General features: G+C 64.5%; 7 protein-coding genes. 2 read left to right on the top strand and 5 right to left on the bottom strand.

The features are described 5' to 3' along the window. Nucleotides 1-115: 115 nt before the first annotated feature. Nucleotides 116-3,544 (bottom strand): BTAD domain-containing putative transcriptional regulator, encoded by a 3,429-nt coding sequence (locus tag V9F06_15165; GenBank protein MEI2618949.1) that lies wholly within the window; start codon nucleotides 3,542-3,544, stop codon nucleotides 116-118. Between the two features lie 467 nt (nucleotides 3,545-4,011). On the opposite strand from V9F06_15165, the gene V9F06_15170 reads away from it, so the two are divergent. Continuing rightward, nucleotides 4,012-5,997 carry a Vps62-related protein gene (locus tag V9F06_15170; GenBank protein ID MEI2618950.1) on the top strand — a complete coding sequence of 662 codons (1,986 nt, stop codon included), beginning with the start codon at nucleotides 4,012-4,014 and terminating at the stop codon, nucleotides 5,995-5,997. A gap of 299 nt (nucleotides 5,998-6,296) precedes the next feature. Here the strand turns inward: V9F06_15170 and V9F06_15175 are convergent, their stop codons facing one another. From V9F06_15175 to V9F06_15185, 3 genes are all read right to left on the bottom strand, one after another. Continuing rightward, on the bottom strand, nucleotides 6,297-7,664 hold the full coding sequence (locus V9F06_15175) for a hypothetical protein (protein ID MEI2618951.1): 1,368 nt from the start codon (nucleotides 7,662-7,664) through the stop codon (nucleotides 6,297-6,299). A 369-nt stretch (nucleotides 7,665-8,033) separates the two neighbouring features. Further along, nucleotides 8,034-10,124, bottom strand: coding sequence for a tetratricopeptide repeat protein (locus V9F06_15180; protein ID MEI2618952.1), 2,091 nt, complete (start codon nucleotides 10,122-10,124; stop codon nucleotides 8,034-8,036). 39 nt (nucleotides 10,125-10,163) lie between these two features. Beyond that, nucleotides 10,164-11,144 carry a threonine/serine dehydratase gene (locus tag V9F06_15185; protein MEI2618953.1) on the bottom strand — a complete coding sequence of 327 codons (981 nt, stop codon included), beginning with the start codon at nucleotides 11,142-11,144 and terminating at the stop codon, nucleotides 10,164-10,166. A 166-nt stretch (nucleotides 11,145-11,310) separates the two neighbouring features. On the opposite strand from V9F06_15185, the gene pyrF reads away from it, so the two are divergent. Beyond that, nucleotides 11,311-12,159: an orotidine-5'-phosphate decarboxylase gene (gene pyrF, locus V9F06_15190; GenBank protein ID MEI2618954.1), complete on the top strand. Its 849-nt coding sequence runs from the start codon at nucleotides 11,311-11,313 to the stop codon at nucleotides 12,157-12,159. Between the two features lies 1 nt (nucleotide 12,160). On the opposite strand, the gene V9F06_15195 is transcribed toward pyrF, so the two are convergent. After that, complete coding sequence (locus V9F06_15195) at nucleotides 12,161-12,916, bottom strand: PIG-L family deacetylase (GenBank protein ID MEI2618955.1); 756 nt, start codon at nucleotides 12,914-12,916, stop codon at nucleotides 12,161-12,163.

Raw genomic sequence — 12,916 nt, forward strand, 5'->3', positions numbered from 1 at the left:
TGAACCTTCCGGACGCTCACGCTCGTGGGCGTCCAATCTCAACTTTACACGTGGATTGACTCAGGATTGACTCATTAGCGATGCTCACCAGGAGGATCTGATGACGGACATCGCGCTAGTCGCTGTTGGCATCGACAATCAGCGCCGAGGTTGGCAGGCTTGAACCATGCCCAGCACACTCGCCATCGCCCGTGATCGGCTGATAGTGGCGAAGAATGGTCGCGCGATCGGCATACGCGGCGACGTACCGGCGTCCCTGTTGCGCCGGCAGGCGAGCAGCGCGCTGGGAGATGAGCAACGCGCCGGCCCGCAAGACCTCGCTCGCGAGCTGGTCTCCGGTGGATGTCAGCGCCCGGTAGGTGACGAGTATGTTGCGACCTGGCTCTTCGCACCCGGCGAGGCGTCGCTGGAGCAGATGATCGGCAACCTGCCTCGCGACGCGCCCGGCCAGGTCGAAGCTGTCGTTCGAGAGCGAGACGTTCGCGATCCCGGTTAGCGCATCGCAGGCAATGTGTGGGATTGCGAGCAGCTCGGCGAGCGCGAGCGACTGGGCGTAGGCAGAAAGCGCCGAGATGCCGTCGCCATGCTGTTCGTGCGCGCCTCCGAGCACGAGCTGCAATGTAGCCTGGGCGTGCTGGCGACCGGTGTCTCGCGCGATCTGGAGCGCCTGCTGAGCGCGATCGATTGCTGTGTCACGGTCCCCTGCTGCGAGGGCAAGCTGGGCGAGACAGGCAAACGAGTGGCCGATCGCGCGGTCGTTGCGCACATCGATTGCCCGGTCGAGCGCGTGGTCGAAGTGACGCCGGGCGTGGTCGAACATACCCACGCGCATCGCATTACGTCCGCGCGCTCGCTGAATGTTGCCGTCGAGGTGGGGATCGCCTGTGAGCTGCGCGATCTCCGAGGCCTGATCGAAGTAGTCGTCGGCGTCGGCGTGACGGCCGAGCGCGACGTCGTGGATTATTCCGAGCTCAAGGAGCGAAAACGCCTCGACAGAACGGTCGCCCAGTAATGTCGCGATCCGGAGACTCTGCTCGAACTCGGTCTGCGCCGCGGCAAAGGCGCCAGTCACCTCATGCAACCTGGCCTGCTGCAGCGTCGTCCGAGCCAGTGCGTGGCGATCGTTGAGCATGTGGTAGAGGCGGGCTGCTCGCTGCAGGTACGTGGTCGAGAGGCGGTAATCCTCGCTGTCGTATGCTGAGTAGCTGAGCTCGAGGAGGCTTCGTGCTTCGACCTGTGGCTGCCTCGACACGCTCGCCAGAACGCGGGCTTGTTGCAACGCGTCGGAGGCGGAAATCGCAGAGCTACGATGAAAGCGCAAGAGCCGGCCCTCAATAAGACTGAGCAGCGCCTCGACCTCGAATGAGCCTCCCTGCTCGGTGATCTTCCGGGCGTCCGCGATGTGCGCGAGCCCACGCTCTGGGTCGCCCTGCCAGACGCAGATGTCGGCGGCGCCGGCGAAGAGCCGCGTCAGGAGCGCAGCCCGGGCTGGGTCGTCGCTGTGGCCACGCAGACGGGAGATCGCGCGTTCGATCCGTCGATACCAGTCATCGTACAGCCCGGCTCGCCGGCTCCACGCATCCAGCCCATCAAACAGCTGCTGGAGCTGCTGGAGGTTGCTCGTCTCAACGCTCCAGTCCCAGGCCGCCTGAATATTCGCGAGGTCCCGGGCGATCGTTGCCGGCGCGTCGTCCGACCGGTCTATCGATGGCGCGACCTGGTTGGTGAATGCGGCGAAGTGCGCCGCGTGGAGCGATCGAGCATCCCGCTCGACGTCCGGGCGCTCGACCAGCCGTTCGACCGCGAGTCGACGCACGAGTGGGTGGAGTGCGTAGCGACCGTGGGCGTCACGCTCCAGCAGCGAGCGTCTGGATAACGCCAGGAGATCCGGGAACGTCAACCCGACTGCGATGGCCGCGGCACGGTCGAAGGTAGTGGGAAAGACCGCGAGCCGCGGCAGCGAGTCTCGCTGCGGCTGCGCCAGTCCGTCAATCGCCGCGTTGAAGGCGGAGCGAATCGTGGCTCGACCATGCGGAGTCGCGACCGTCTCGAAGAGCGCCGTGCCGTGGGCTAGCTCGCGCGCAACATCGGCGGGCGACATCGCGATGAGCGCGCTGGCCGCAATCGTCAGCGCCAACGGCATGCCGCCGACAAGCCGGCAGATCTGCACGATATCCGGCCAGTCCGATTCGGAGACGACAACGCCCGCCTGTCGAGCCGCATGGAGCAGAAGCTGGCTTGCCGGCGTTGTCTCGGCCTCTTGCGCGGTCGTCGGGACCGGCAGCATGGCCAGCTCGATCGTCCACTCGTCTGCCAGACCAAGCGCGGACTGTGACGTCGTGACGACTGTAACCCGTGGCGCATTGCCGAGGATTCCGGCTATTACGGTTTCTGCGCCGCCGGCCTCGTCCACATCGTCCAGCACGAGTAACAGCCGTCGCGACTGAAGGAACGAGACGATCCGGTCGAGCTGGTTGCCTCGATCGCTGGAGGGAATCTCGAGCGCTTGCGCGATCGCCGCCATGAGTCGATCGCCCGCATCCGCCTCGTTCATGCGTGGATCGATTGCTGGCGATTGGTGAAGCTCGATCAGATAGACACCGTCGGCGAACGGGTGTTCGTGGATTATCCAGGCCGGTATAGCAATTCGGCGGGCCGCGGCGATCGCGACACTCGTCTTACCAATCCCACCGATCCCGACGAGGCTCACAAGCCTGCAGGCCGGGTCAACAAGGCATCTGGTGATGGTGTCGATACTCTCGCGGCGCCCGATGAGGCCGTCTACTGCCGGCACTGAAGGGAGATTGTTGCGGATTACTGAGGGCTCGGCGTGAAGCTGGTCGATCAACGCGACGGTCTCTGCTTGTGGCTCGATACCGAGATCAGTAGCCAGAGCCTCACGACACAGCGCATGCTGCGCCCTGGCGGCAGCAAGCTGCCCGTCGCGAGCCAGCATGCGTATCAGCATACGATGGGCTGGTTCGTGCCACGGCTCGACGACGAGCAATCGCCGGGCCAGGTCGATGCCTCGCTGGTGCTGGCCACTCCACAAGAGCGACTCGAGAATACGATCCACGACTGTCGTGAGCTGCCGGCGACGCTGAATCCGCTCCCACGCGAGCCATGTTTCGAAGCCGGGCGCATCATCCATGTCGAGCCCGGAAAGAAACTCGTGATCACAGCGGGCGCTCGCCCAATCGAAGTCGTCCGTCTTCTCTCTGCCGTGGTTCGACAGCATCGCGTCGAGACGGTCGACGTCAATCGTCACTCGTTCCGATGGCCGCAGCCCGATAGACCGCCGGTTGATCTCAAGAAACGGGCCGAGTCCGTGATTGACGAGGTCGGCAAGGGCGTTTCTCAAGCGTTTGCGCGCCGCGTCGGTTGGCAGCTCGCCGGCAAGAAGCGCGGTGAGATCCTCGCGAGTGTGCGAGCGTCTGGTGACTGCAAGATAGGCGAGGAGGCCGAGCGATGGACGGCGATTGAGGTGGACAGGCTCGCCGTCGAGTATCACGTCTGGCACGCCAAGCAGGCGCAATTCGAGCATCGCCACGTTCCCGCTCCATGCTGGCGGGCGCCGTGGATGCGTTTCATGCGTCCGGGCGCCGGTGTTTTCTGCAACAGTCGCGAGCTGCGGCTGTGGCGAACGAGATCCTTTACGTTCCTTCTTGCGATTCTACATCAGCGCGAATCTCGATTCTCGGACAATCGAGATAGCTCAGTGAGTCAGTGATGAGCGGGTCATTGGTCATACTGCGAGATTCCTCGACGTCACCGTGGTGGCGATTGTGGCGCGAGAGGCGACTATCGTGCCACGATTGACGTGCGCGGGGGGCTTCGCGCCTCACTCGACGACCATTCCCGGTGGCGCAGGAGATCGATTCCGGATGATCCAGGTCGCGCCCTTGCCGTGGCGTTCGGGGTTGCGGACATGGCTTAGGATTCACAACGCCCATCCGATATCGTTGGCGGCGAGTGTCGTCGGGGCGACGTCCCGACGCGGCGAGGAGCACCATGAGCCCATTACTGGTTGGCCGTTCCCGACGGACGGTGCATTTCATCTTCGTGCTGGTGAGCGTGGTGATTGTCGTGTTCGCCGCGTTCGTGCCTGCCGGCCAAAGCCGAGCGGCGGATGGCGGCGTTACGAGCACGACTATTGGTGATCCGCCGCCGTCCGCCGACGCCGGGCCGGCCCAGCAACTCGCAGATCGCTACGCGCCGGTCGTCTATCTTCGCGAAGTCAATTCCAATATCTGCGACACCGAGAACGAGGGATTTGACCCCGTCGCGGTCGACTTTGTCCTCAAGCGCGACGATATCCCCCTGATGAAGTCCGTCGATGGCACTGCGAATGGCGCTCGGGAGCTGGTGAAGGACGCGCCGTCGGCCGCCGATCTGTACGGCCGTGACGCTGGCTACTATCTCGATTACCCAGGCTCGCCCGTGCGTCCGGGATGTGTCTATCGCCGATACTTCGCTGACCGCATGTCCACCGAGAACTGGCCCTTCGTCGCCTACGCGCACATCTACCAGGAGCCCGGCTCTCACGAGCTGGCCCTGCAATACTGGATGTACTACTACTTCAACGACTGGAACAACAACCACGAGGGCGACTGGGAGATGGTGATGCTCTTCTTCGATGCGAACACCGCCGAGGAAGCGTTGACGAAGGAGCCAACCCGTGTCGTCTATGCGCAACATGGCGGCGGAGAACGCTCTGACTGGAACGACAAGAAGTTCTCGAAGGAGGACGGGCATCCGGTTGTCTATGTCGCGCGGGGGGCGCATGCCAGCTTCTTCGAGCAGCGTGTGTATCTCGGGCTTGCTGAGAATGGCACCGGATTCGGCTGCGAGACGACGAGAGGTCCGCATCGCCGCGACGCGATGAAGGCGGTTGTCGTGCCGCATACGCCGACGGGGCCGGATGACCCATTTGCCTGGCTTGCCTTTGACGGACGTTGGGGCGAGCTACGTCGCTCCGAATGGAACGGCCCAACCGGCCCGAATGATAAGACCTCGTGGACTCAGCCGGTAAAGTGGGGCAACAACGTCCGCGACACCAGCCTCACCGCCCCCGATTTCGAAGGGTTCGGACGAGCCCCCCTCGGCATCTTCTGCGGCGCCGTCAGTGGTGGATCACGCGTGCTTGTCGCCTTTACGCGAGCCCCCGCGATTGCCGCAGGTATTCTTGGCGGGTTGCTTGTCGTGCTCGGGCTGATGTTCGCGTACACGAGCCAGGAGACTCGTGGCGCATACGCCTACTACCGACGTCATCTCCACACCTTCCTGCTGATCGGCGCTTGCCTGATCCCGATCGCCTACCTCCTCGCGGCGCTGCAGACTCTGATCTTCCACATCCCGCCGATTGGCCCGTTCCTCGCGATGATGGGCAGATTCCCAGGCGTCCGAATATTCCTGCTGCTCCTGGTCGGCAGCCTGAACGCTGTTGCCGCGCTCATCTTTGTCGAGCCGACGATCGTCTGGGCGATGGGCCAATTCCGTCGCGGACGACGACCTGGAGTCGTTGAGTCCTACCAACAGGGCTCCCGCTTCATCGTGCCGATCATCATCGCCCGCTTCAGGGCGATACTCGCAGCGCTCCGACAGGCGATAACGATCGTTGGGATTCCCCGCGCGATCATGATGCTGGTGCGAATGATCTTCATTCCCCAGACAGTTGTCGCCGGAGGTGATGTGCCAGAGAAGGCAATCGCTGATAGCGCGAAAGCGGTGAATGTCAGTGTCCCTCGCACACTCCTGACACAGCTGTCATTGCTTATGCTCACCGGTCTGGCCGGCCCGCTGTTGGCGCTCTTCCTTCTGGTCGCGATCCCGACCCGACCGGTTGACATGGTCAATTTCATGAGCAGCATCTTCTTCGCGTTCCTCTATCCGTTCGGCGTCATCGGCATGACGCTCCTCTACGAGCGGCACCGTGGCGGCGAGGCCTGGCAGGGTGAGACGCAGACGGACGGGCAGGTCGCGAGCGCGGAGGCCTGATCATTCCGCCTCACAGGTTGTCTGATCAGTAGTCGGTCCGCTGCCCCGGTATCCCGAACTCACACATGAAGAATCTCCCCCGCGACGACGAACAAGCGCGAGGGAGATTCTTCGTAGTTGCCGGGGCAGAGAATGGCAAGCGGCAGTGGACGCAGCGGACGGGACGACACTCTGTTGGCTGCCGGCTCGGGTTCATGCCGCCAACCGTCTTCCGACGTGGCGGGGTCAGAGTGAGTGGCTGCCGGGACCTCATGCTGTTCCGATGACAGTGGCGTTGTCTCGACGTGGGAGGGCTGCCGCTATCGCGTTTCGCCCGCTGTTGGCGTCACCTTGTCGCTGGACGCGGGCGGAGCTGGCAGCCGGACGGTAACGACCGACGTCTCGGTGAGCACGTAGGCGATGCTCTTCTCCTCGTCGACAGTTAGCCCGATTGCGCCCCGAAGGCGATCCGCGGCATCACCTGCGGTGATCTGCTGCGTCAGCGCGCCGTCGCGGGTCAGTCGCAGGATACGGCCGTCCGGCCCATGCAGGAGGTAGATGAATGCCTGATTCGGCTCGGCGACGATCGATGTCGCGTTGCTGAGAGGAGGAATGATCGCGGGCGCGAAGGTCGTCTTCAGTCGCGAGCGCAAGAAATCAAGGACACGACCATCGCGGAGTAGCACGTAGACATGGCCGTCGACCGCGAAATCGACGGCGGACTTCAGGTCTTCTTTCGCGACTGTGCCGACCCAATCTTCGGGCGTTGCCCCGTAGGCGTCTGCCGGGAATTTCAGGATCTTCCCGTCGGCTGGCATAAGCAGGTACAGATTGCCGTCGAAGGCTTCGGCGGCGATCGTGTTGACGTAGCCGGCCGTGTCGGGTGTCGACAGGGATTGCGCCTGCCACTGCCCGGTCGATGAATCGAGCGTGTAGGCGCGGGTCGCGTCGATGACCATCAGTCGATCTTCCCGCCAGGTGAGCGCTCGGGGCACGAGCACTGGCGCATCGCTAACGACATCGCCGGGCTTGAGCAGCTGGACCAGAACGGAGTTGATCGGGTCGATCTCATAGACGGCGTCCGACAGCATGAATAACCGCCCACCGGCTGTGATGACCTGTGGGACGACGCCGGCCGGCGCGGCTGGATAGTTCCCGATGATCTGAGTCCCAACAACCGGCGTAGAAACTGAGAGATCCGCGAGCGCGGTGTCGATCGTTCCCCGGAGGGCAGCGACTTCGTCTCGTGATGTGTCATCGCTCGCGAGTGGCGCGAGCCGATCCAGCTCGGCGCGCGCGTCGACGAGCGCAGTGTATGCGACGGCGGGGTCGGTTACGCTGCGGGCTTCAGCCGCGTGCTGGTTGACGCGCGACATACCCACACTGAAGCGATCCTCGCGCGAAGCGTTCTGCGACACCGACCGGGTGTAGAGCGCAAACGCCCCGCCGGCCACCAACAAGATGATGAAGAGCACAATGCCGAGCCGGCTAAGCTCAAAACGAGGGAATTGCGATCGAAGGCGTTGGAATCTGGGAGGGTGGTAGCTTTCGTCCCACCGCTGGATACGTGGCAGCCCGAGCGTGCCATCGTCGATCGGCCCGTGGAGCGGGCGATCCCGGCGCGTGATCTGCCACGCACCGACGACCGCGGCAGTGAGGCTCAGCACGAGCCCCGCGAGCAGTTCCACGAAGCGTCGTCCTCTCAGCCCGCTGGATACGGCATGCCCCGCGGATGCCCCACGCCAGCGGTGAAGGTGCGTCAAGTCCGCGACAGGTCAGGTTGAGCCCGAAAGCAGGATGGGACTCGTGTCGCGCAGTCATCTCTCTCGGCGCTCGCGCCGGACAGCGAGGTTCCACAAGGACATGCGTGGCGCACAGCGCGGCACGCCCCGAGATAACCCGGCACTGGCGTTTTGCACCGCTCGAGCGTCCAACCGTGTACGCCATCAGTCTGCATCTTCGTGGCGTCGGGGTCAAGCGATTTTGAGGCGATTTGTGACTGAATGTCATGAGTCCGGCGATATCTGGCCGGCTGTCGTCGCGCTATCGAGCGGCGGTCAGTAGGGTGGCGCCGGACGGGGCCGGCTTGGCTCCTCGCTGATCGGGAAATCGATCGATTCGTCGTCGTTCCAGGCCGAATACGGCGCGGGCGGCGGCGTCAGAAGCCGGAGTAATGAGCGCGCGCGATCGCCAAGCGCGAAGTCACGCAACTGTTCGGCATGGTCTCGTGCCTGGGTGAGATGGTTGCGGGCTTCCTCGTCTCGATTCTCGTCGACGAGTATCGCGCCGATGTTGTAGTGCGCGGTTGCGATCGTCCGCTCGTCGTCGGCAATCATCGCGGCCTGAAGCGCGTCGCGGTAGAAGTCGAGCGCGGTCTCAAGGTCTCCGGCCGTATCGTAGATCGCGGCGATTCCTTGCAGCGCGCGACCTCGAACGAGATCGTCGCCGGTCTCCGCGGCGGCGTCCACCGCGCGCATATACCGCTGCTCGCCGGCCTCGCGTTTGCCAGACTGCGTCAGCAACCTGGCGGCCTGCGAATGGAGCCGAGCGATCATGCCCGGCTCCCCGGATCTGGTTGCCTCGTCGATCGTGGCATCGATGTAGCGCAGCGCCTGATCGATCGCTCCAGACTCGGCGGCCAACCGGGCCAGCAACGGGAAGTAGTGCAGCGATTGGCCCGGCAACCCGGCCGCGCGCGCGGCTGCGGTCGCCGAGGTAAACGCGTCCTCGGCGTCGTCCAGCCGGCGCTCAACGAGCGCGATCTGTCCGGAAAGGTTGAAGACCTCGGCGCGCAGCGCGTTGTCGGCGGTCATGCGGGCCAGCTCTTCGGCGCGTTCCGCGAGGGCCGACGCATGATCGCTCTGCCCGGAGCGCAGCATCGCTTCGCCGGCCGCGATCAACCAGTGAGCTTCACCCGGCACGTCGCCCAATGCTCGCGCGCCATGGACGGCGTTCTCCAGCTCGTTCAGCGCCTCAACCTCACGGTGAACCAGCATCAGCGCGCTCCCGAGCAGCCCGTGCGTCCTGACACTGAACTGCGGGTCGTCGACCTGGCGGATGAGGTCGCGAGCGTCAGACAGCTCGCGAATCGCGTCTGCCGGCCGGTCTGCTTCGAGGTAGATCTGTCCGCGCGTCAACCTTGCGCGAGCAACCTCGGTCCGGTTGCCGAGTCGAGTCTCGAGCGCGATCACCTCGTCGAAGTGGCGCAGCGCGTCGTCGCGTCGGTCGAGCTGGAGGTCGAGGCGCGAAAGCATCGCAAGCGCGCGGGATTCCATCGACAGGTCGCCCAGCCGGCGCGAGCGGTCGAGTGCAATATCGAGCCGTTCGGCCGCCACTTCTGGCATCTCCAGCTCGAGCATGAGCGCGCCAGTTCGAAAGGCAACCTCGGCCTGGAGCGCGTCGTCGACTGTGCGGTCTGCGGCATCGCTGGCTTGCTGGAGCAGCATCAGGCAACCGTGGAGATCCCCGCGCTCGCGCAGGATCGCAACCTGGCGGAGTAGCGCGTCCACGGCGCTAGAGTAGTCCCCGATGCGCCGGGCGCTGCGGGCGGCCCGATGATAGAGGTCGTGGGCGTCGGCAACGTCGCCGTCCGACAGCGCAATGTCGGCCAGCAGGATCGCGGTCTGGATGTCGTCGCGGGTGTCACTCTCCTCGCGGCCGGCATCGAGCTGCTGTATCAGAAGATCACGCGCCATCTCCGTCTCGCCGCGCTCGAATGCGCTTCGGGCAAGTCGGTTGAGGGAGCGCTTCTGGCCGGCAACGTAGGAGATCCGCTGTGCTGTCAGCAGTGCGTCGCGCAACTGCTGCTCGCGTTCGCGCTCGTCGCGATCATCGACAAGTAGATCAGCGACGCGAAGGTGCAGGTCGACGAGTACCTTCTCGAACCCCTTTGCGTGCGCGGTCGCAACGTTCAGTTGGGCGAGGGTGAGCGCGAACTCGGGGTTCACGCGGGATTCGAACTCGACCTGGTGATCGAGCTCGATCAGATCACCGTCTGCAATCCGACCGTTTACCTGGAACGACTGAGCAGCGGCCAGCGCGCGGTCGAGCGGCATCCGGCCGACGGTGACGTCGGCGGCAAGCCGGTAGAGCGGATTAGCCTCGATGCCCTGGTATCGTCGCAGCCATCGACTGAACATCTCCAGCATCGGCTCTGGAACCCTCCCCGCGTCGGCCTGATCCTCGCCCTACGGCCAGGGTGCTTCATCACACATCGCTCGTTGCAGCGTGTCGAGCGTTACGTTACCCCCACTGACGATCAACCCGACTCGTTGGCCGCGGAGATCGTCCGCCAGCAACCCGGCAGCTGCTAATGATGCCGCGCCAGCGCCTTCGCTGACGAGGTGTGCTTTGTCGAGCAGAAGCACCATTGCCTGGCGCATCTCTTCTTCGGAGACGAGCACGACATCGTCGACGAGCTCCTGCATGATTCGAAATGGTGTCTCGAACGGCACTCTCGTGGCCAGTCCTTCGGCGAACGTGCTGCCGCCCTCCAGGGAGATCATCTGCTTTTGATGAAACGACTCATAGACGGCCGGCATATTCCGCGTTTGCACGGCGATGATGCGTGTCTGCGGGCGCATCGCCTTGAACACAATCGCCGTCCCACACACTCCGGAGCCGCCGCCGACCGGCACGATCACCGTGTCAAGATCCGGGGCAGCCTCGATGAGCTCCAATGCATAGGTGCCGACTCCGGTCAGGAGCCAGGGCTCATTCGCGGGATGGATGTACCGCATGCCCTCGCGTCGCGCGTGAGCTTCCGCCTCGTCGCGACACGCATCGAAGTCGGCGCCCGACTCTACGACTTCCGCGCCAAGTCGCCGGGTTGCCGCGACTTTGTCCGGGTTGTTGATCTCGGGCATATAGATCACTGCGCGCACCCCGAATTCGCGGGCCGCGTAGGCGATCGACTGCGCATGGTTGCCGGTGGATGCTGTGACGACGCCACGCGCGCGTTGCTCCGGATCGAGGCGGCTCATGAAGTAGATGCCGCCACGCACCTTGAATGCGCCGACGGGTTGCATGTTCTCGCACTTGAGCGTCAGCGCGAGGCCAAGGTGCTCGTCCAATGCGGGCGAGCGGACGATCGGCGTTGGCGGGAGGTAGCGATTGACGACGAGGCGCGCGGCGAGAATATCGGAGATGGTTGGAGCAGTCGTTGCCATCGTGGTCAGTCCCCCTGCCGTCTCCGACCGGGCTGCCTACGAAGCGCCTTGATCGGTGCTGGGCGCGGAGTGGACCCGGTTGGTCTGTAAGCCTCCAGCGAGTATATCATCGTCACGGTTGACCTTACGTTCATACCCTTGGCCGATCGTGACGGAAGGACTGCTCGTGACCGTTGATTCGAGCTCATTTTCTCAACGGCTCCGCGCCGCGCAGCAGACGCAAGAATCACTTCTCTGTGTTGGGCTCGATCCGGATATCAATCGATTCCCGGATGGCTTCGCCCGTACCCCGGAGTCGGTTGCCGATTTCAACCGCGCCATCATCGAGGCTACCGTCGATCTGGCCTGCTGTTACAAGCCGAACATGGGCTTCTATCTCCAGTACGGCATTCCGGGTGTCGAGGCGCTGGCGCGCCTGCGCGACGATGTGCCTTCCCATATCCCGGTGCTGCTGGACGCGAAGCTTGGCGATATCTCGGTGACGAGCGCCGGATACGCGAAGGCTGTCTTCGAGACATGGCGCTACGATGCGGTGACGGTCAACCCGTTCCTCGGTCACGACTCGCTCGAGCCATTCCTCGCCTACTCCGACCGCGCGATCTTTGTCCTGGCCAAGACGTCCAATCCCGGCAGTGGCATGCTGCAGGATCGCCTTCTCGCCGGGGATGGCGCGAGCGAGACAGTGACGATGGCGGTCGTTCGCCACGCTCGTGAGTGGAGCAGCGGAGGGAACGTCGGGCTTGTGGCAGGAGCTACCTGGCCGCGCCAGCTTGCCGAGATTCGCCAGGCGGCCCCGGAGTTGCCGATCCTGATCCCGGGTGTTGGCGCACAGGAAGGGGATCTTGCGGCGGCTGTGTCGGCCGGCCTCGATGCGGAGGGTTACGGCATCCTGGTTAACGCCAGCCGCGCCATCACCTACGCATCGGCCGGCCGCGACTTTCAGCAGGCAGCCCGGGCGGCGGCGCTGGCGCTACGCGACGGGATCAACGCGGCGCGCTCAGGCGCGGCGGGGTAGCTCACCCTGCCAGCCGCGATGGCACGACGCGCCATTGGGCCTCGGCCCGCCTCCCGCCGCCGATCCAGCGGTGATAGCTGTCGAGCTCGTCACGATGGTCCCCCCAGTCCCGGAAGATAACCGGCAGTTGGGACGCGTAGCAATCGATCGCTCGGCACTTGCGTTCGAACGCGTCGTCGTCCAGCCCAACGAGCCGAACCTCGCGGGCAACGCCGGACGCCAGCCGCGGGGTGATCGCGCGCCGGTCCAGCGCATAGGGCAGGTCGGCATACGCCCAGACTCGTACCCCTCGTGCAGCCAGCCGGCGGCCGGCACGAAGGACGATCTGGTGATCGACATGATGGCCAATCGCGAGCGGGACGACTAGCTCCTCGGGATCGAGGGCCAACAATGCCTCGACGATCCGGTCGATCGTCGGCATGTCCTCGTCGAGCAGCCTCCCGAATAGCGCCTCGTCCGAGTCGTATCGCGGGTCGCGATAGATCGCATCGAGCTCGTCGAGCCATATCGGCGTGACCCGGTCACCGAGCGCCGCGGCGGCGCAACGATCCTCACCCTGGCGTTGACTGGCGATCGTGTTCGTTTCCAGACCCCAGCGCTCATGCTGCGATCGGGCGAAGGCGCCCACTCCTCCCTGCGGCTGGCCGGCGAAGACTGTGACAATCTGGGCCCCGTCGTCTCGCGCCGCGATCGCGACGGCGCCTCCGCATGAGAGTGCGACATCGTCAGGATGCGGGGCGACGAACAGGCGGCGCAT

The organism is Thermomicrobiales bacterium, assembly GCA_037045155.1.
Taxonomy (GTDB): domain Bacteria; phylum Chloroflexota; class Chloroflexia; order Thermomicrobiales; family CFX8; genus JAMLIA01.

Bases quoted from the DNA above. Each gene is read 5' to 3' on its own strand.
- V9F06_15185 (MEI2618953.1), bottom strand. From the start codon at position 11,144: ATGGCAACGACTGCTCCAACCATCTCCGATATTCTCGCCGCGCGCCTC.
- V9F06_15165 (MEI2618949.1), bottom strand. From the start codon at position 3,544: ATGCTCGAATTGCGCCTGCTTGGCGTGCCAGACGTGATACTCGACGGC.
- V9F06_15195 (MEI2618955.1), bottom strand. From the start codon at position 12,916: ATGCGCCGCCTGTTCGTCGCCCCGCATCCTGACGATGTCGCACTCTCA.
- V9F06_15170 (MEI2618950.1), top strand. From the start codon at position 4,012: ATGAGCCCATTACTGGTTGGCCGTTCCCGACGGACGGTGCATTTCATC.
- V9F06_15180 (MEI2618952.1), bottom strand. From the start codon at position 10,124: ATGCTGGAGATGTTCAGTCGATGGCTGCGACGATACCAGGGCATCGAG.